General features: G+C 62.5%; 14 protein-coding genes and 1 tRNA gene. 11 read left to right on the top strand and 4 right to left on the bottom strand.

The genetic code is table 11. The features are described 5' to 3' along the window. A partial coding sequence (locus tag B2Z70_RS06595) for a TCP-1/cpn60 chaperonin family protein (protein WP_292982073.1) occupies window positions 1-284 on the bottom strand: 284 nt, incomplete at its 3' end. Window positions 285-337: 53 nt separating this feature from the next. Then, window positions 338-625: a co-chaperone GroES gene (gene groES / locus B2Z70_RS06590; protein ID WP_009801580.1), complete on the bottom strand. Its 288-nt coding sequence runs from the start codon at window positions 623-625 to the stop codon at window positions 338-340. A gap of 291 nt (window positions 626-916) precedes the next feature. Here groES and B2Z70_RS06585 point away from each other — a divergent pair, with 291 nt between their 5' ends. The 4 genes from B2Z70_RS06585 to B2Z70_RS06570 all read left to right on the top strand — a co-directional run bounded on the left by B2Z70_RS06585 (window position 917) and on the right by B2Z70_RS06570 (window position 4,302). Then, a complete protein-coding gene (locus B2Z70_RS06585) occupies window positions 917-1,570 on the top strand; it encodes a YiaD family glycine zipper/OmpA-like lipoprotein (RefSeq protein ID WP_009801579.1) in 654 nt (217 codons plus the stop codon). 220 nt (window positions 1,571-1,790) lie between these two features. Next, the gene (locus B2Z70_RS06580; RefSeq protein WP_241760695.1) at window positions 1,791-3,011 is read left to right on the top strand and encodes an EAL domain-containing protein; all 1,221 of its coding nucleotides are present in this window, start codon (window positions 1,791-1,793) and stop codon (window positions 3,009-3,011) included. 60 nt (window positions 3,012-3,071) lie between these two features. Then, window positions 3,072-3,392 (top strand): hypothetical protein, encoded by a 321-nt coding sequence (locus B2Z70_RS06575; RefSeq protein ID WP_292982072.1) that lies wholly within the window; start codon window positions 3,072-3,074, stop codon window positions 3,390-3,392. A 61-nt stretch (window positions 3,393-3,453) separates the two neighbouring features. Beyond that, entirely contained in the window at window positions 3,454-4,302 is an 849-nt protein-coding gene (locus B2Z70_RS06570) for a TIGR01459 family HAD-type hydrolase (RefSeq protein WP_292982071.1), read from the top strand. Here the strand turns inward: B2Z70_RS06570 and B2Z70_RS06565 are convergent, their stop codons facing one another. Next, the gene (locus tag B2Z70_RS06565; RefSeq protein ID WP_009801575.1) at window positions 4,303-5,025 is read right to left on the bottom strand and encodes an SIMPL domain-containing protein; all 723 of its coding nucleotides are present in this window, start codon (window positions 5,023-5,025) and stop codon (window positions 4,303-4,305) included. 178 nt (window positions 5,026-5,203) lie between these two features. On the opposite strand from B2Z70_RS06565, the gene B2Z70_RS06560 reads away from it, so the two are divergent. The 7 genes from B2Z70_RS06560 to B2Z70_RS06530 all read left to right on the top strand — a co-directional run bounded on the left by B2Z70_RS06560 (window position 5,204) and on the right by B2Z70_RS06530 (window position 14,021). After that, window positions 5,204-5,280, top strand: a tRNA-Ile gene (locus B2Z70_RS06560). 189 nt (window positions 5,281-5,469) lie between these two features. Beyond that, the gene (locus tag B2Z70_RS06555) at window positions 5,470-6,039 is read left to right on the top strand and encodes an RNA polymerase sigma factor (protein ID WP_292982070.1); all 570 of its coding nucleotides are present in this window, start codon (window positions 5,470-5,472) and stop codon (window positions 6,037-6,039) included. Then, window positions 6,036-7,106, top strand: coding sequence for a FecR family protein (locus tag B2Z70_RS06550; protein ID WP_009801551.1), 1,071 nt, complete (start codon window positions 6,036-6,038; stop codon window positions 7,104-7,106). Before B2Z70_RS06555 ends, B2Z70_RS06550 begins: the two co-directional genes overlap by 4 nt. Window positions 7,107-7,229: 123 nt before the next feature. After that, window positions 7,230-9,971: a TonB-dependent receptor gene (locus B2Z70_RS06545; protein ID WP_292982069.1), complete on the top strand. Its 2,742-nt coding sequence runs from the start codon at window positions 7,230-7,232 to the stop codon at window positions 9,969-9,971. A 4-nt stretch (window positions 9,972-9,975) separates the two neighbouring features. Beyond that, a complete protein-coding gene (locus tag B2Z70_RS06540) occupies window positions 9,976-11,433 on the top strand; it encodes an FG-GAP repeat domain-containing protein (RefSeq protein WP_292982068.1) in 1,458 nt (485 codons plus the stop codon). Continuing rightward, window positions 11,411-11,884 (top strand): protein-disulfide reductase DsbD domain-containing protein, encoded by a 474-nt coding sequence (locus B2Z70_RS06535; protein ID WP_292982067.1) that lies wholly within the window; start codon window positions 11,411-11,413, stop codon window positions 11,882-11,884. Before B2Z70_RS06540 ends, B2Z70_RS06535 begins: the two co-directional genes overlap by 23 nt. Before the next feature lie 157 nt (window positions 11,885-12,041). Beyond that, complete coding sequence (locus tag B2Z70_RS06530; RefSeq protein WP_292982066.1) at window positions 12,042-14,021, top strand: protein-disulfide reductase DsbD family protein; 1,980 nt, start codon at window positions 12,042-12,044, stop codon at window positions 14,019-14,021. Between the two features lie 190 nt (window positions 14,022-14,211). On the opposite strand, the gene B2Z70_RS06525 is transcribed toward B2Z70_RS06530, so the two are convergent. Next, window positions 14,212-19,143 carry a beta strand repeat-containing protein gene (locus tag B2Z70_RS06525; protein ID WP_292982065.1) on the bottom strand — a complete coding sequence of 1,644 codons (4,932 nt, stop codon included), beginning with the start codon at window positions 19,141-19,143 and terminating at the stop codon, window positions 14,212-14,214. Window positions 19,144-19,434: the final 291 nt, after the last annotated feature.

Raw genomic sequence — 19,434 nt, 5'->3', positions numbered from 1 at the left:
AGCACGGTGGCGGTGGTGGTGCCGTCGCCCGCTTCGTCATTGGTGCGGGAAGCGACTTCGCGCACCATCTGGGCGCCCATGTTCTCGAACTTGTCTTCGAGCTCGATTTCCTTCGCCACGGACACGCCGTCCTTGGTGGTGCGCGGAGCGCCGAAAGATTTCTCGATCACCACATTGCGGCCTTTCGGGCCCAGGGTGACTTTCACGGCGTCGGCGAGGATATCCACGCCCTTGAGCATTTTTTCGCGGGCGGAAGCGCCGAACTTAACGTCTTTGGCAGCCATTGTTCGTCCCTATCTATTGAGTAGATGTCAGTCTTTGAGCGGAAGGGCGGCGATTAGCCGACCACACCCAGAATGTCGGACTCTTTCATGATCAGCAGATCCTGACCTTCCAGAGTGATCTCGGTGCCGGACCATTTGCCGAACAGGATGCGGTCGCCGACCTTGACGTCCATGGCGATCAGCTCGCCCTTGTCGTCACGGGCGCCCGGGCCCACAGCCACGACTTCACCTTCTTGCGGTTTTTCCTTGGCGGTGTCGGGAATGATGATGCCGCCAGCGGTCTTGGATTCTTCCTCGACGCGCTTCACCACAACGCGGTCCTGGAGAGGACGAAAGTTCATTGCCGGTACTCCGTTTTTGAGCTTTGGCTCGTGTGAAGAACTGTTTGAGCGAGCCGGGAGAGGAGCGTTAGCACTCTCCTGCCCTGGCTGCTAACAGCCGCGGAGGTAAGAGGCTGGCGAGGAACCGTCAAGGGCTCCGGGCGACATTTTTCCGCCCATATTTTCAGCTTCTTCGGAGCCGGTTCAGACTGGGTTCATGCGCCCGTCGCGCATACTTGTTAAGATAGAGCTATCTAGACGCGGAACTTTCAGATTAAGTCTGCGTTTTAGGGGACGCTTACGGGAGAGAATATGATGTTTCGTTCTTTGATCGCCGCTGTCATGGCGCTGGGCCTTGCTGCGGCGTGCACCACCACTGACCAGTACGGCAATGTGACCCGCAACAACACCGGCACCGGCATCCTCGCCGGCGCTGCGGCCGGCGCGCTTCTGGGCACGCTGGCGGGCGGCGATGACCGCCGCAACGCGCTGATTGGCGCGGGCGTGGGCGCCCTCGCGGGCGGCGGCGTCGGCAACTATATGGACCGCCAGGAAAACGCCTTCCGCGAACGTCTGCGCGGTTCGGGCGTGACCGTGCGCCGCGTCGGCAATGACCTGTATCTGGTGATGCCGGGCGATGTGACCTTCGCCACCAATTCCGCACAGATCGACCAGCGCTTCGGCCCGGTCCTCAACGATGTGGCAGACGTGCTGATGACCTATCCGGCCACCTATGTGGACGTGATCGGCCACGCGGACAGCGTGGGCGACGCCAGCTACAACCAGACCCTGTCAGAGCGTCGCGCCAGCTCTGTCGCCGCCGAGCTGATCGCGCGCGGCGTCATGCGTGACCGTCTGTATGTGGCCGGCATGGGCGAAAGCCAGCCGATCGCCTCCAACGACACCGACTCCGGCCGCGCGGCCAACCGTCGGGTCGAGATCAAGATCGCCCCGCACACCTCGTAAGCTGCGAGGCGGGAGACCGCGGTTAACCGAGGGCGCGTCCGCATGTGCGGGCGCGCCTTTGTTTTTTCCGTTTGTCCACGGCTCACAGCGTTAACGTTCTGACAAGCCCCGTTAACGCAGCTTAGTATCGCCGAAATGAGTGTGATTCGCTGCGCTTAGGCCGAAGTGGCCGAAGCGGCGACATTCAGGAGCGACGATGCCGCGCGCAAGCGACATATTGGTGATCCTAACCTATGCGATGGTCGCCATCGTCGCCGCGCTCGCGTTTGATCGTTTCGGGCTGATGTCGGCCGAGCTGGCCTGGATGATGGGCGCGCTGGTCTTTCTCATCGGCGGACAGGTCCACGCCTCGGTCGCCCGCGCCGAAGAGCGCAAGGTCTTTGAGGACGAGATCCACCAGCTCAAGGCCGCAAACCTGACCATGCTGGATGAGCTGAGCAGCGCACAGGACCGGATCGAGGCCCTGGCCGAAAGCGCCTCCGTCGGCAATCCCGCCCAGCCTGCGGAACCGGCTTCTGCGCTGGAACTCAATCAGCCGCTCAATGCGGGCGCGGACGCCCATGGCGCGGATGAGCGCCTGGTCGCAGAGATCCTGGCCCGGCTTGACGGCGGTCGCGGCGCGCCGCTTGAGGCCCAGGCTCCGGACGCTGCGGATCTGGTGCGCCGGGCGCTCGATGACAATCGGGTGGATCTCTATCTGCAGCCGGTTGTCGGCCTGCCCCAGCGGCGAACCTATTTCTATGAGGGCTATACCCGCATCCGGGACGAGAATGGCCAGGTCATTGCGCCGGGCAAGTTCCTTGCGGCGGCGGAAGATGCGGGTCTGATCACCGATGTGGACAATCTCTTGCTGCTGCGCTGCGTGCAGATCGTGCGTCGCCTGACCAAGTCCGATCGCCGCGTCGGCGTGTTCTGCAATGTCTCGATCCGCTCGCTGGCGGATGAAGATTTCTTCCCGGCCTTCCTCGATTTCCTGCGGCGCAATTCCGATCTCGCCGGCGCGCTGATCTTCGAGATGCCGCGCGCCCAGTTCGAGAACCGTTCCGCCACGGCGGCGCGCAACATGGCGCGGCTGGCGGATTTCGGCTTCCGATTCTCCATCGATCAGGTCAACGATCTCAATATCGACCTCGCCGAGCTGCAACGCGCGGGGGTGCGCTTCATCAAGGTGGCGGGCGACCGTCTGATCGCCGCCGCCCACGGCGCCGAACCGATCGCTGGCCGGGAGCCCGGCGCCCTGCGCCCCGAAGACGTGGCGGGGCTTTTCGCCCGCTATGGCGTGGATCTGGTGGCCGAGAAGATCGAGTCCGAAAGCACGGTCGTCGAGGTGCTTGATCTCGATGTGGCGTACGCCCAGGGCCATCTATTCGGCGCGCCGCGTCCGGTGCGCGATGAAGTGCTGAGCGAGGCGGACAACAAGCTGCGCCGCGCGGCGGGTTGATCGGGAAAAGCCTGCCCTGTTAGGGTCAATCACTGATCGCGCAACGCCGGAGGATGATCCATGGCGATGCAAGACACCAACCCGGACACTCCAGGCCATCAACTGCCTGTCTGGTTGCGCGCTGCCCATCTGGGCTTTGGCGCGCTGATGCTGGTTATCGCGGTGCTTCTGCCGGGATTCTTCGTGCCCGTGGCCTTTGTGGCCGCTTTGGTGGTGTTCGCCTTCTTGCAGATCGGCAACACGCTTCATTTCAGAGGCGGCCTGTCGTCACCGGCGCACTGGCGGTCACGGGTCTTTGTCTCGACGTCAGTCAGCAGCCTGGGCGTCATGGCCTTGGCGCTTCGCTATGCAATCGTCCTGGGACTGTTCGGCCAGGCCTAGGGCGTCAGGCCGGCTCCAACTTTCATTTGACGCTCTGGCGGGGCTCACCTAGTCCACGGCCATGACCCAATTCCCCTATCTCTCCGACCTCGCCGCCGATTACGACGCCATTCTGTGTGATGTCTGGGGCGTCATCCGGGACGGTTCCGACCTTCTGCCTGAAGCGCTCGATGCCTTGCGCCAGTATCGCGCTCAGGGCGGGACCGTGATCCTCGTCTCCAACTCGCCGCGGCGGGCGTCCTCGCTGGAAAACTTCCTGCATCAGATGGGCGCCGGTGATGATGTGTGGGATGGCGCGGTCAGCTCGGGCGAGGGGACCCATGCCCTCTTGAAAACCCGTGCGCCCGGCCCCGCCTTCAAGCTGGGTCCTGACACGGATGATGCGCTCTATCGTGATACGGGGCTCGACTTCGCCAGGCTTGAAGACGCCGCCTTCATCTCCTGTACGGGCCTGTTTGACTGGTCACAGGAGACGCCGGAGGACTATGTCGACCTGCTGACGGAAGCGAAATTGCGCCGGCTCGACATGATCTGCGCCAATCCTGACATTGTCGTCCAGTTCGGCGACGGGCTTCGCTATTGCGCAGGCGCGCTGGCGGAGAAGTATGAGGCGCTGGGCGGCAATGTAATCATGGCGGGCAAGCCCCATCCGCCCATCTACGACCTCGCCTATCGCGAGATCGAGCGCCTCCGCGGTGAAGTCGTGGACAAGTCCCGCATTCTCGCCATCGGCGACGGCCCGGTCACCGATATCAAGGGCGCCCAGGCGGAAGGCGTGGACGCGCTCTTCATTGCGGGCGGCATTCTCGCCGAACAGTTCGGGGATGCCTTCGATGCTGACAAAGCGGCCGCCCTCCTGAAGGAGGACGGCCTTGATGCGCGCCATGTCGCGCCGAAGCTGGTCTGGTGATCAGCCCTCGATTTCCCAGGCGCCGTTGACCGTAATCGACACGACAAGCTCGCCGCCGGACACCGGAGTGGCGCTGTCTTCCATGGCCATAGCGCGTGAGAACATCACCGGCTGGGGCGCATAGCCGCCGCTTTCAGAGAAGTTCAGAAGGCGCGTCACGGTGAAGCCGCCGGCTTCCGCGTAAAGATCGCGGGTCTCGTAAAGCTCGGCCACGGCGCGACGACGCGCTTCGGCCTCGGCCTCATCGGCCTCGGAGCTTGAAAAGGTGACGCCATTGAGCGAATTGGCGCCTGCTTCAAACAGGGCGTCGATAGCTGGCCCGACACTGTCCACGCCGCGAACCAGCGCTGTCACGGTGTTCTGGGCGCTATAGCCGGTGATCTGGCGCGTGCCGCCATCGCGGGATGACACCTGCGAATAGATCGGGCTCACATTGAGCTGGCTGGTCTGGATGTCCCGCGCGTCAACACCGGCTTCTTCCAGGGCGGCGAAGACCGCCTGCATGCGCTGGGAGTTGGCGCGCAGGGCCTGCGCAGCGGACTGCGCTTCCGTCACCACGCCTGCAGACACCTGCGCCTGGTCAGGACTGATGCGAACCTCGCCCGTGGCGGACAGGTTCAGTTGCGCGATCTGTTGTTCGGAGGGGCCGGTCTGCGCCAGCGCTTGTGCCGGCAGGACAGTGGAGCCCAACAGGGCGACGGTCAGAAATGCTGTGCGGATCATAATAGCTCTCCCAGTCTGTGTTTAACCAATATGAGCGTTGTCAGGCGACAGGCTCATGACCGAAACGCGGTTCTTTCATGGCCGTTCCCTGAACGGATGTTCAGCTGCGCTTCGCCGTCATCCCCGCTTTGCCAAGTTCGCCTCACGCGCTATCAAACATCCAAGCTGATTTTTCAGCGGGCCTGTAGCTCAATTGGTTAGAGCCGGCGGCTCATAACCGCTTGGTTGGGGGTTCGAGTCCCTCCGGGCCCACCATTTTTACGATTTGTTATCCATAACGGTCATCGTCCGGAAGGTCAGCGACACGCAGCGCGTGCGCGGCGTGCGGTCATGCGCGCGGGCGTGTCTTGTCGTGCGCCCGGATTTGCCAGCCTGTCCGATTGAGTGATACGGAGTCGACGGTCATAGAGCATGACGGGTTTCGAACAGCGTGAGGGCGGGGGGATGGCTGAGAGCACAAGAGGCGGTGGTCTGTCACCCGTCCCGCCCAGTGATGATGCTGAGCAGACTTCAGCCTGGGAAACCCTGAATCATGAGTTCCAGGGGCCGCTTAGAGGCTTCTTCTCAAAGAGGGTTTCGGATCGTGACGAAGTCAGCGATCTCATACAGGACGTGTTCCTGAGACTGATCCGTCGCGGCGATCACGGAGAGATCGATCATATCCGGGGCTATGTGTTTCAAGTTGCTCGAAGCGTACTGGCCGATCATCTGCGACGTCATCAGGTTCGTCGAACGGATGCGCATGAGCCCTTTGATGTCGAGCAGCATGGCGGTTCGGATTTTTCTCCCGAGCGCGTCTTACTCAGCAAGGAGGAGTTGAACCGTCTGATGCAGGCGCTGCAGGAATTGCCTCAGCGCACTCAGGATGTTTTCGTGCTCCGCGCGTTCGAGAACTACAAGTATGCAGATATTGCGCGCCTGATGGCGATCTCCACCCGGTCTGTGGAGAAGCATATGGCTAAGGCGCTCGCCTATGTCGGCGCAGCGCTGGATCGGGACGAGACGGGCCGATGAACATGCGTACGCCAGAACTCGCCAGACATGAGATTGACACGCACCGTGAAGCGGCGGCGCTGTGGAGCGAGCGTTTGCGTGAAGCGGGCGCGGATCCTGACTTGCGTGCCCGTTTCGAGGAATGGTGCGGCGACGACCCTGCCAAGCGTGAGGCCTTCCGGCAGGCTGAGGCCGCCTGGCGTCTTGCACGCTCGGTCGCCGATGAACCCGAGATGCTTGAGCTGCGGAACAAGGTTTTGTCGCGCGCGGCGTCCGAACGAAAGCCAGTGTTCAGCGCGGCGCGACTGAGCGTGCTCGCAGCGAGTGTTCTGGTCTGTGTCGGGTTTGGTTTCGTGCTGGCCAACTGGGCCATGCCTGGCGAATCCGTTGAGCCTTCGATGGTGATTGCCGAGCAGGCGGCGTCTGACTTCGAAACACAGATAGGCGAGCGGTTGACGACGCCTCTTGCTGACGGGTCCACGATGACCCTTGGCACATCCAGCCGGGCGCGTGTCGCCTTTTCAGACCAGGAGCGGCTGGTGGAGCTGGTGTCGGGACAAGCCTATTTCGACGTGGCCCACGAGGACGGACGCGAGTTCGTGGTTCTGGCTGCGGGGCGGCGCGTGACGGCGGTCGGCACAGCGTTTGAAGTGCGTGTGGACAGCGCGCAGCTTTCAGTCACCCTTGTTGAAGGCAATGTTGTCGTCGATGCGCCGGTGTCGGTTGACCAGGGCGCCGCAGGAGAATTTGCACGATCCGAGCGCGCCGAACTCTCCCCCGGCGAACAGCTGGTGCAGGTCGCAGACGCTCCGCCGAGCGTGGCGACAGTGGATGCTCGCCGGTTGACGAGCTGGCTGGATGGCTTGCTGATCTTCGAGGATGAGCCGCTTTCGGCCGCAGTGGCGGAAATGAACAGATATGCCCGCCGTCCCATCGTGATCGCCGATGAGCAGCTCTCAGCCTTGCGATTGAGCGGCGCCTTCAGCGCAGGTCAGTCCTCTGGCTTTGTCGAGGCTCTGGCGGAGTATTTTCCTGAAGTGCGGATTGATGAAACCGATCACGCCATAATCCTGCGCAGCGCGATCTAGCGCCAAAGTCTCAGACCGGCTGAAAGTTTTTTCGTCCCGCATGTTCGGGTTCGGCAGCCGGATGCGTCTTCCCTGTCATGGGCCGCAAACAACAAGACCAGCGGCTGGCATGGGGAGACTTTCATGGTTCGTACGAGCTTTCGTGCAGCGGCGTTGAGCACCGTTGCATCACTCACGCTTCTGACAGGGTCCGACGCGGCATTCGCGCTCGTGCAGTCAGATCCGGGCGCACAGGGGAATGACATTGCGTCCTCGTCTGAACTCGCCGTGGATTTTGATATTGCCGAGCAACCGCTTCAGACGGCGCTGATCGAGTTTGCGCGCCAGAGCGGACAATCGCTTCTCTATTCGCCGGACCTCGTTGAGGGACACACCGCCAATGCGGTTCAGGGCCGGATGACGCCGACGCTGGCTTTGTCACGCCTGGTGTCTGGTGCTGACCTCGATATGCAGCGCAGCGCATCAGGCGCGATCCTGCTGCGCCAGGCCGCGGCTGTGGAAGCGCGCGACACCCCTTCATCACAGCCGACGAATCCAGCACCGACCCGCCCTGAGGGCGCGGCGTCAGAGAGTTTGATCGAGGCCAGTGCCGAAGCTGAGCCTGATGTCTTGCAAATGGACACGATCACGGTGACCGGCACCAGCATCCGGGGCGTGAATCCGGAAAGCTCACCGTTGGATGTTTACTCTCGAGAAGACTTTCAGAGGCTTGGCGTTCTGACGACAGACCAGCTCCTGCGCGCCATTCCACAGAACATCAACACCACAAGCTCGATTGGCGGGCTCGCCGTCAGTCGTGAACTCAATGCCCGTTCGGTCAATGCCGTTGATCTGCGCGGTCTGGGCGCGGGATCGACCCTGACGCTTCTGAATGGACGGCGTTTGCCGCTGGCGGACGTGGGTGAGACGGCGGATGCATCGCTCATCCCTTTGGGAGCAGTGGAGCGTGTTGAGGTGCTTACTGATGGCGCATCCTCGATCTATGGCGCGGACGCTGTTGCTGGGGTCGTCAATTTTGTCCTGCGGGATGACTTTGAGGGGGCGGAAACCTCGGTCAGCTACACCACGAGAGGCGATGGCGGCTATTCGGCGGGGCAATTTGATCAGGTTCTGGGGACCAGCTGGTCTGGAGGCGGAGTGATCGCCTCGCTCTCTGCTGCGACGTCCGGCCCGTTCCTGACGGATGAAGTCGACTTCAGCAATACGCCCGATACCTATCTGGCGCCGCTGGATCAGCGCTATTCCGCCTTTGTCTCGGGGCGCCAGGATCTTGGCGCGTCGGCCGAAGTGTTTGCTGACATTCTGTACACCGATCGGCACACGAAAACCTCGACGCGAGAGGACGGGTTCTTTCAGGCCACATCACTGAGCAACACCCAGACCGAGCAGGTGGTCGCCACAATCGGCGGGCGTATCCAGCCGGTGCGTGACTGGCAATTCGAGCTCCTGGCGACTTATGGCGATTACACGAACAACCTGAACATTGTCAGGTTCTTCGATGACGGGCGCCTGCGTGAGACGAACGGCGCCCAGGATTTCAGCTCGCTCGAGGTGACAGGGAAGCTCGATGGGACTCTGCTCTCCCTGGCCTCCGGGGATGTCGGATTCGCTCTGGGCGGCGGTTATCTTGAGCAGGAACTCGGATTCGGTCCGATGCGGGCTGACCGGGCGACGAGCTACGCCTTTGGCGAGTTGGCTGTTCCATTGATCAATGAGGATATGGCGGTGCCTCTGGTTCAGCGTCTCGAGCTGAACTTGTCCGGGCGTTACACCGACACATCTGATTTTGGAGACAGTTTTGATCCGAAAGTCGGCTTGCTCTGGGCCATCAATGATGAACTCAAGCTGCGTGGCACATATGGCCAGGCGTTTCGCGCCCCCACTCTGCCCGATCTGATCCCGAGCGAGACCAGCTATGTGATCTTGCCAGTCGAGGGACCGCTCGGGACGTTTCCGGATCCATTCTCCAATGATCAATCGACGGTGTATTACGTCGTGGGACCGATCAGCAATCCTGACCTGGGACCTGAAACCTCCGAGGCTTTTACATTGGGCTTCGATTTCGCCCCGGCGCGCATCGAAGGCCTCACGCTCTCGAGCAGCTATTTCAATATCGACTATACAGACCGGATTGCTCAGCCGCCTGACGCGTTCGAAATCGCAGCGGATCCGGAGACCTATTTCGACCTGATCACGGATGAGGTTTCGCCCGCGATCATCGCGGACACCCTGCCAGGGGCGCTCGGCCTGTTTGACGCCCGGACCGGCGACTATTCAACGACGCTGGATCCGGACGCGATCGCGGCCGATGTCACCCACATCATCTATAACGGCCTGACGAACATCGCCTCACAGCAGACCTCCGGCTTCGACGTTTCGCTCGACTATAGTGCGCCTACGTCATTCGGCGCTTGGAATGTCGGGGCGGCGTTCACCTACATGCTCGAAAACAAGGAGCGCATCAGCGCTGGCGCGCCGGTCGTGGAGCGTGTGGGCACGCTCACCTACCCGGTCGAGTTTCGCGGGCGCCTGAACGCCGGGTTCCAGCATGGCGGCTGGTCCAGCCAGCTCCAGCTCAATTATGTCGACAGTTACACCAATACGTCAGTAACCCCGGCTGAGCCGGTGGATCGCTGGGTGACGGTCGATCTGATCACCGGGTTCTCCTTCCAGGAGCGCCATGGCGATCTGCTCTCCGGAGTGAGGGTGGGGTTCAACGTCCGCAATCTGTTCAACGAGGATCCGCCTTTCGCGCGGTCGAACTCGGCGTCGACGATCGGCACTGATCTGGGCGTGAACTACGACCCGACAAATGCCGACCCCTTCGGCCGCCTGTTCACCCTCAGCCTCAGCAAGGAGTGGTAGCGCCATGTCCCGACATCAAAGGGCCTGTCAGACAGACCTTGTGGCGCAGGACCGCCTGAAACGGCGATCGCTCGCCCGTGTCCTGTCGCTCGCTATCGCCAGCGTATCGCTGCTCGGTTTTGAGGCGGTCGCGCTCGAGATCAATGAAGACGGAACGCCGCTCGGCGACTGGTATGAAGAGGCGATCCTTCTGCGTGCCGATGGCGCAATCATCGACACGGCCAGCGATACGCCAAGCCGTTCGGGCGTCTGGTTCGAGGAAGACAAGAACGGGCATGCCGGCCCCACCTTCCATGACTATGATGGAGACGGTCTTGAAGATCTGATCATCGGCGGTTCGGCAGGGCGTTTCCGGCTCTATCTCAATGAGGGCGAGCCCGGAGCGCCAGTGTTCTCAGGCTATGAGTGGATCGAGGCGGCAGGGGAGACGGCGATCGTCCGCAACTGGTGTTGCGTGGCGGCGGGCCCCAGTTTTGCAGATATTGACGGAGACGGTCATGCCGATCTTACCGCCGGCTCGTATTCTCCGGGATTGATCTACTGGTTCCAGGGTCAGGATGGCGGCTTTCGGGCGCGACAATCGCTGACGGACTGGGGCGGCCTTGATGTCATTACTCGGCTGAACGAAGTCGATGAGGGTCCCCATCTCGCTTACGCGGCCAAGCCCGCCTGGCTGGACTGGGACGATGATGGCCGGCTGGATCTCATCATTGGGAATGCTCAGGGCGATCTCGTCGTGCGTCGCAATCATGGTCCGGCGCACCAACCCGGCATCACACCCGTTGAGGGGCAACCGGTCTTCGCCACCTTCAGCTGGGGCGGCAGCCATCAGCTGGACGTTTTCGAAGTGGTGGAAGGCGGCGCAGGACCGATGCAGGACGAGGAATATCTCGTGCCTGCCGTGGGAGACTGGGATGGCGACGGGCATCCGGATCTGATCGTCGGGACACAATCCGGCGCTGTCTACTTCCTGCGCAATCTGGGTGGAGAGGAAATCGCCTTCGCAGCGCCTGAGAGGCTGCTGCCTTCTGTGCGCGGCGGAGAGCATATTCCCGCACACGTGGTCCGCCCCGGGCAATACAGCCCTGTTCGAGGCTCGCGCGCGTCGGTCGCCCTGACAGATTACAACGGCGATGGCGTTCTGGACCTGGTCGTTGGCGACTGGTCTCGCAGCCTGACGCTGAAGAGCGGGCTGAGTGACGCCGAGCTTGAAGCGTTCGAGGCCTTGCAGGACGAGCTTGTGGCGCTCGACCGCAGAGCCGGCGTTGAAGGTCCGGACGAGCCGTTCCGGGATCGGTTCCGCAGCACCTTTGTGTACTTCGACAATGAAGACCTGCGTGAGGAAATGCAGGCGCTCGAACAACGGCTGGGTCAGTTCCTGGAGCCGGTGGACAGTACGCGCCTTCAAATGCTGCGCGGCTATGAGAGGCAACATGGTCATGTCTGGGTCTATGTCCGTTAGAGGGGGGGCGGCCGCGGTGGCGTGTGCTGCAGCAATCAGCGCTGCAGCACACGCCCAGCCTGTCAATGTCGAGGTCGTTGCGCCTGAGTCGGTAGCGCCCGGGACGCCGTTCGAGATCGAGGTTCGCGTTGAACTGGAAAGGGGCTGGTATCTGTACGCCCCCACAGGGGTGAATGCCGGTCAGGGGCTTGTCGAGACGTCCGTGTCGATGCGCGATCATGAGTATGCGCAATTCGCCGACGCCCGGTTTCCCGAGCCCATCTCCTTTGGCGCTTACGATATCCTGACAGGTGAGGTCGTCAGCCTGTTTCAGCCTGTGAGGTTTCACCCCCGCACGCCATCCGGAGACATGCTGATCCGAGGCATGGTGGAATACCAGACCTGCGACGGCGACACGTGTCTGCCGCCTATCGAACACCCGATCCGGGTTTTGCTGCGTGTTGAAGACTAGGCGCAACCGGTTGAGCTTGAGGCGCGTCTCAGGCAGGCTTCAGAACGCTGTTCGCATGCTGGCTGTCGCCCTGGCCCTGTCGCTCTCTTGCCTCGCGCCCAGCCGCGCACAGCCTCTACCCGAAAATGCGTCGCCGGTAGAGGCGACCCTTAGCCCCGTGTCTGTCCGCATGGAGCCGGGTGGCGCCGCCGATGTGCGCATCAGGCTGGAGCATCAGCCCGGCTGGAGCACGTTCTGGATCAATCCCGGTGCGGGTGAAGCCATTGTCGCACGGTGGGAGGCGCCAGAGGGGTGGAGCGTCGAAGCCGAGGGGTGGCCAACGCCGCGTCGGATCATGGACGGGGAGGGGCGTGTTTTTGGCTATGGCTATGATGAAACCCTTTTTCTGCCGTTCCGGATTGTGGCGCCGAACACTGCGCGCCCGGGCGACATCAAGAGCGTAGAGCTCGAGATTCAGTGGCTTGCCTGTCGTGAACGGGACTGTGTTGAGGGTGGCGCAAGCCTGTCGCTCGATGTCGAGGTGTCCGCTTCAGCAGAGACCTCACGACCAGAAATGAACCCGGACGTTCTTACCCTCCCGGAGAGCGCTGATCAGTGGCGGTTTGATGCGAGCACCGCGCAGGGTGAAATCAGGCTGCAGATCATCGCTCCGGAAGTCATCGATGATCTGTACTTCTTCCCTGTAGAGCCCGTCATATGGCACGCGGATCCACAGACGGTGACTCGGGTTTCCTCAACCGAGCATGAGCTCTCCGTGCGGGCTGACCCTTTTTATCAGGGGGACAGGTCTCGCCTTTCCGGCGTTCTCGCTTTCACCGACGGGGAGGGCGCCTATCGGGGTGTGAGTGTTGCTCTGCCGCTGGATGCGCAGAGCCCTTCCAGTGAGGTCGCCGCCTCTGCAACGGCTCAAGGCGTATGGAAGGCGATCATGTTCGCTTTTCTGGGCGGGCTGATTCTGAATCTTATGCCCTGTGTCTTGCCGGTGCTGTCACTCAAAGCGATCGCTCTCGCGCGCACCGCCAGCCTGAAGCCGGCCGCGATGAGGGCGGATGGCTGGGCGTATGCTGCAGGCGTGTTGTCATGTTTCGGACTGATCGGACTGGCGGTCCTGATCGGCAGAAGCGTCATGCCAGCTGCCAGCTGGGGCAGCCAATTGCAGAATCCCGTCGTCGTCATGGGCTTGGCGCTTCTGATGACGGGCGTGGGTTTGAACCTCTTGGGCGTTCTGAAGCTCGGGGGCAGCTTGCAGCGGCTCGGGGGCGCTCTTCAGACGCGTCAGGGCCTGCGCGGCGCGTTCCTGACCGGCATGCTCGCCGTTCTTGTGGCGGCCCCTTGCACGGCGCCATTCATGGCGTCGGCTTTGGGGTATGCGATGATTGCATCCCCTCTGGGCGCACTGGCGGTGTTTGTGTCTCTGGGCGGCGGTTTGGCCCTGCCGTATCTCGTTATCACGCACGCCCCGGCGACGCAGCGCCTGTTGCCGAAGCCTGGCCCATGGATGCAGGCCCTGCAGCAGGTTCTCGCCTTTCCCATGTTTGTAACCGCGATCTGGCTTCTCTGGGTGCTCGGCGCGCAGACCAGTCATGATGGAATGGCCATAGGCCTTCTGGCATGCCTGGCGCTGGCCGCTGCGGCCAAGGCGCTGTCCCATGGAGGGCGGGTTGGCCAGACCCTGGGCGCAAGCCTGATCGTTCTGGGGGCGAGCAGCGTGCTTCCCCTGGCCTGGCTCTCAGACGCTTCTGCATCCGCCGAGCTCGTTGAAAGCCAAGGAGGAGAGGGCTTCTCCCGGCAGGCCCTGGGATCGCTGCTCGCAGACGATCAGAAGGTCTTTCTCTATTTCACGGCTGACTGGTGCATCACCTGCAAGGTGAACGAAGCGACGGCGCTCAGGACGCAGGCCACGCTTGACCATTTTGAGCGCAATGACATTCGCTTGATGGTGGGCGACTGGACCCGTGAGGATCCGGAGATTTCCCGCTTCATTGCCGAGTACGGGCGCGCAGGGGTGCCTCTTTATCTCTATTTCGAGCGGGGGGCGGGGATTGATGAAGGCGTGATCCTCCCGCAGGTGCTGACAGAAGAGATTATCCGTCAGCACACGACCCAGTCGCTCCAAGGCGCCGAAGCCGGTCAATAAAGCGTCTCGCGTCATCGCGGCGTCATCCCAAGACCACCATTTTGTTGAAACCGCCGGGCAGCGCACACGATGCCTGAGGCGTTGAGGACGTCTTCGAGAAGAGACCATCCTGAATCCGGATACGAAAAGCCCCCGTCGAGATGGGGGAACCTCGACGGGGGCAGGGAGGGAAGGAGCAGCTTGGGCGCTCCTAGAATTGCATCCGTCCTCCCAAGCGGATGGCCCCACCGGACTGGTCGCCGTCAAAGGCTTCCCCGGAGAGGCTCAGCACCAGCCCCGCGCCCGTCTCAAAAGAGGCTCCGAGTTCCAGACGGGTGTAGGATCCGGCCGGCTCGTCCTGCAAAGCCAGCTGGCTCGCGCCAGAGGCATAACGGGCCGTGTTCTCACCTGCGAGCTCTTCCACCCGATAGGCCGCTGCACTCGGACGAACCGTCCAGGCGCCGGCAGTGAAGGCGTGACCGACCCGGGCGCCAATCTCGGCCTTCAGGCTATTGCCGTCTTCCAGATCGAACGTGCCGGTGGAGAACGCCGCCTCGTCCAGGGAGGCGGAGACCCAGCTCATCGACACTGTCGGTTCGACATGGGCATTACCGGACTGGAAACGGGCGCCCAGCTCGCCATTCAGACCCCAGGTGGTGACATCCACATTGCTACGCTCATTCGCGCTAACGACGTTAAGGTCGAGCGTCCCGGTATCGAGCTTGCCGATCACGTTGGCGAAATAGCGCTGGGTGCTCCAGCCGCCATAGCCAGACAGGCTGACCGCCTCCATCTCCATCTCGTTGCCTGTGCCGTCAAACTGAGCGCGGCCATCGACATACCCCAATGCGGCTCCGAAATGCGCCGCGCCGGTACGCCAGGTCAGGCCCGCTGAGACCGAGTTGGCGCTGAGATCGCGAGACAGGGTCTGGGACAAGGTGGCCCCGGCATGTTGCGTGCTCAGGCTCACGTCTGCGCCGTTCCGGTCCGTGCTCGCGGCCTCGATCCAGCCTGACAGGCCGTCGCCGCTTCCGCCTTGTGTTGAACGAGAGAGGGCGGCCTGCTGGCGGATGACCTGTACGCCTTCATGCCAGAGGTCTGTGGCGACGCCGCCGGCCTGGACAATCTCAAAGACCTCCACGTCGGGATTGGCGGCCAGGGTGAGACGGTTCGCAGACTGGCGCAGCGTCCACTGCATGAACCCGGCGTCCGCGGTTCCTGCGCTGATGCGGAAAGCGTCATCCGCTACAGGTTCGGTGAAGGTGATCAGGTCCACGCTGGCGTCAAGTGTCAGCCCGGCCTCGGCCGCGATCTCCACTTCGGTCGTGCCCTGAACCAGCCCGAAGGTGATGTCATCGGCCAGGACGCCACCGGCGCCGTCGCTGAGGACGTCGAACGCCAGCACACTGCCTTCGCCGCCCATGAAGGCGATGTCTGACAGATCAAGGCTGTCGCCGGCATCCCCATTGGCCAGGCTGAAGAGGCCCTGGTTTTCAAAACGCTCGAGACCGTCAAAGGCCGCGGCGCCATCAGTCACGAAGACCGAGCCGGTATTGACCAGGACATCCTCGCCGTCGCCGAACAGGCTGGTTCCGGAGGCGAGAAAGCGCCCGGCGATCTGAAGCGTGTCATCCCCGTCCGTCAGCTGGATGCGGCCTTGCAGAACGCCGCCTTCATCCACGGTCAGCGAAGCGCCGCTCGTGACCGGGGTCGCCGTGCCGCCCAGCGATTGCGCCGCGAGAACGCTCACCGGGTCTTCAGGGATGATCGGATCGTCTGGCACAAGGCCGGGCTCGATCACGATCGCGAACGCGCCGTCCGCACTGTCCACCTGACCGCCATCAGCGATAATCAGCTCGATGGCGCCGGCGCTGGCGATGCGAACGCCGGCCCCCAGCTCGGCACGGACATGGCCCTCGACCGTGGCGGTGACATCGCCGGTCTGGCTGACCAGATGCAGGCCGTCAGCATCCTGCCCGGACACCGAGATGTCGCCCGCCTGGACTGTGATGTCGCCTTCGGCCGTTTGTGCGCGAATCCCGTGGGCGCCGGCGCCCAGCGTCGTGACCGACTGGCTCTCTATGGCGACAGCCCCGTAATCGCTGCGGGCGTCGATGCCGTGGGAGGCCGGACCTTCGAATTCGAACAGACCACTCACGCTCAGGCCGAACTGGTAATCCGTGGTGGAGAAATAACGGGTGCGTTCGCCCGTAGTGGTGACGGCGCCGCTGATGATGGTCACATCGCCATTGGCATGGGCCGCAATGCCGCGTGAGGAATCACCCGATGTGCTTACCGAACCGGCAGTGATCACGATGTCTCCATCAGGGATCGCACCGGGCAAGGGTTCATTTGCTGCGGCCTCGCCGGTCCCGAAGGACACACCGTCCTCGCCGGAACCCGGACCTTCATCCGGTTCGCCGTCCCCGATGATATACTCATCCGGATCGCGCATGAGCGGACCTTCGCCGCCATTCAGCCCGGTGCGGTTGATGGCCTGAATGCCATCGGACACATCGCCGGTGGTGACGATCTCACCGACCTCAATGTTCGCGCCTGACTGGCTCGCCGAGAACACCCCGACGGATTGCCGTCCGTCTGTCTGGATTTGACCCACACGGATATCGTTGAAGTTCTTCAGAGAAACGGCTCGGACGCCCGTTATGTAATCGCCGTCTGTCACGATGGAGTTGGCGCGGATATCGGTTCTTCCCCCGTCGCCTTCGTCAGCGCCGCTGAGCGTGCGGATGCCGCCCCCGCCGCCTTCACCGATCACGACGACATCACCGATCTCGGCCAGGATCGAGGCGTTGACGGAGATCACTTCCACACCGGTCATCTTGGTGCCCTCGGTGCGGACGCTATTGGCCTGCACGCGGGCCTGACCGGTGACGGCGCCCACGGAAATGGCCTCGCCAAAGGGATCGGTTTCTCCCGGCGCCGTGTTCTCAAGCGTTGAGACCGCCGTGATGCTGTCGACGATGACGTGTGCGCCCAGATCGCCGCGGGCCCGTAACCCAATGACGCCGCCCACGCCGTCAACGTCCACGGTTCCAGCGGTGACATCGGCGCGACCGCCGGTCGCAAACACATTGATGCCATTCGTGTTCAAGCCGCTGGCAGTGACCTTGTCAGCCGTTACGGAGATGTCGGAATTGAAACTGCTGGCGGCGATGCCGATGACATTGCCATTAATCATGGTCGAAGCCGGGCCGCCGCCGGGATTGGGATCCACAGGCAGTTCGCCGCCGCCATCTCCGGGGATATAACGGTCACCTGAGACATCAATTTCAGTCACGTTGATGGCGATGTCACCATTGAAGGCGACCGCTTCAATGCCCGCGGAACTGTCGCCGGTTGTGGAGATCCGGCCTGCATTGACGGTGACGCCGCCATTGCTCGATTGCAGGCTTATGCCAGCGGACAAGGCGCCGTCCGTGGTGACGTCATTGACTTGAACGGACAGGTCTCCGCCTGCATCGGCATAAATGCCGGCCGCGCTTACGCCGGCCGTGGCGATGGTGTCCGCCGCAATGCTGACATCACCGAAGGTGTTGACGAAGATGCCGTCAGCGCCGTCGCCGACCGTCGAGAGGCTTCCTGAGCTGATCCGGACGTCTGATCCGCCGCCCAGACCGATGACGGAAATCCCGTCGCTATCCTCGCCCTGTGTTATGATGTCGCCGCTGATGATGTCGACTTCGCCCGTCTGGGTGAGAACCTGGATGCCGCTCGAGGAATCTCCGGAGGTTTCGGCCAACTGGCTGTCAACAATGACGTTCTTGTCCGCTGTCACCCGAATGCCCGCGGAGTCAAAGCCTGCTGTGGAGAGCGCTTCGCTTAGTACAAGGACGTTTCCGGACTCACTGAGGAGTGAGATGCCGGTGGAGAAATCTCCCTGAGTTGATACAGCCCCGCTGCTAACGCTAACGTCACCAAAACGACTGCGAGCCAGAAGCCCGATCGCGCTTTCACCTGATGTCTGGATTTCATCGCTGATCACTATCGTATCGGTTTGTGCCGAGGCATGAATGCCGGTCGCGCCCGAGCCTGCGGTTGAGACGAAACCGCTTTCCACAAAGACATCGGCGCCATCGCTTATCGCCAGGATGCCCATGGCGGCGCCATTGGGAGTCGCCGGCAGGGTGTCTACCGGTTCACTGGGCGGGAAGGGATCGCCGCCTCCATCGCCCGGAGGCAGATCGCCGCCATCGCCAGGAGGCAGGTCTCCGCCATCACCGGGCGGCAAGTCGCCCCCATCGCCGCCTGCTATGGCTTCCCCCTGTGTGGAGACGCTGCCGCTGCGGACGGCCACGCTGCCATTGGAGCGGGCCAGGATGCCGATCGCGCCATCGCCCCGGGTCGCCAGGGTCTCGCTTTCCACATAGGTGATCTGGCCTGTACTGGACGCCACGATGCCGTGCGCCTGTTCGCCTTCGGTCTGTACGGATTCGCTGCGCACATAGGCGCTCATGCCGGCCTCTGCGACAATGCCATGGGCGCCGTCGCCAGAGGTGGTCACAGCGAGACTGTCGACAATGACAAAGTCGCTGGCTTCAGCCTGGATGCCGACGGCGTTCAAGCCGGATGTCTTCACTTCATTGCTCAGCAGCTGGACATCGCCGGACTCAGCGTGCGCCTGAATGCCGATGGCGCTGTCGCCGCTGGTCGTGACAGATTGGCTTTCAAGCGTGATAACGCCCGCCATGGCGGTAGCGTGAATGCCTATGGCGTCGGCGCCGGCAGTCGTCACATTGCCGCTGAAAACCTGTGTCCGGCTGCTGGGGAAAGCGCCCTCATTGCGAGCGACAATGCCCCTTGAGCCGATGCCGGCCGTTTCCACATCGCCGCTGACAATCAGGACTTCGCCATCATTGGCGAAGGATTGCGCGAAAATGCCGTCGGACATCGCGCCATGGGTCAGCACGTCCTGGCTGTTGATGGTGACGCCGCCCAGAAAGGACCGCCCCAGGATCGCCGGTTTGCCGTCTTGATCCGTGACCAGAGGCGCGTCCACGACGATATCCACGTCCCCATCGGTCTCGACATGGATGCTCTGGCTCGGGGCGTCCTGAGCGCTGGCCCCAGGCTGCAGGGCCAGCAGGCCGCACCCAAGGGCGCTCGACAGGAGCCGAAGTCTCAAGCCTCGGTCCTTCACCAGGCCGGCTTGAATCAATGAAAACTGTTGCATGCTTGGACATTCTCCCCTCTGTGCCTGGGCGTGGCTTTGGAAGCCCGCCCGTTGAAGCGGGACATACTCTGCGTGCGGGGGGAGCGCGCCAGCGCAAAGTCATGAACGCGGCCATGAGCGCGATCAGAGGCTGGAAATGCCACCAACGACCTGATTTATCGGGTGAACGACCTAGCGGGCAAATTGAATGGCCTGCACGGTCCGGTCTAGTATTGCCGGATGGGGACCACACACATACCGGAC

The organism is Oceanicaulis sp. UBA6590 (genome assembly GCF_002433705.1).
Taxonomy (GTDB): Bacteria; Pseudomonadota; Alphaproteobacteria; order Caulobacterales; family Maricaulaceae; genus Oceanicaulis.
The sequence above is the reverse complement of the archived record's forward strand: the minus strand, read 5'-3'. Positions and strand labels throughout refer to the sequence as shown.

Coding starts and splice junctions, on each gene's coding strand:
- groES (WP_009801580.1), bottom strand. CDS start 625: ATGAACTTTCGTCCTCTCCAGGACCGCGTTGTGGTGAAGCGCGTCGAG.
- B2Z70_RS06585 (WP_009801579.1), top strand. CDS start 917: ATGATGTTTCGTTCTTTGATCGCCGCTGTCATGGCGCTGGGCCTTGCT.
- B2Z70_RS06575 (WP_292982072.1), top strand. CDS start 3,072: ATGGCGATGCAAGACACCAACCCGGACACTCCAGGCCATCAACTGCCT.
- B2Z70_RS06570 (WP_292982071.1), top strand. CDS start 3,454: ATGACCCAATTCCCCTATCTCTCCGACCTCGCCGCCGATTACGACGCC.
- B2Z70_RS06565 (WP_009801575.1), bottom strand. CDS start 5,025: ATGATCCGCACAGCATTTCTGACCGTCGCCCTGTTGGGCTCCACTGTC.
- B2Z70_RS06555 (WP_292982070.1), top strand. CDS start 5,470: ATGGCTGAGAGCACAAGAGGCGGTGGTCTGTCACCCGTCCCGCCCAGT.
- B2Z70_RS06550 (WP_009801551.1), top strand. CDS start 6,036: ATGAACATGCGTACGCCAGAACTCGCCAGACATGAGATTGACACGCAC.
- B2Z70_RS06545 (WP_292982069.1), top strand. CDS start 7,230: ATGGTTCGTACGAGCTTTCGTGCAGCGGCGTTGAGCACCGTTGCATCA.
- B2Z70_RS06540 (WP_292982068.1), top strand. CDS start 9,976: ATGTCCCGACATCAAAGGGCCTGTCAGACAGACCTTGTGGCGCAGGAC.
- B2Z70_RS06535 (WP_292982067.1), top strand. CDS start 11,411: ATGTCTGGGTCTATGTCCGTTAGAGGGGGGGCGGCCGCGGTGGCGTGT.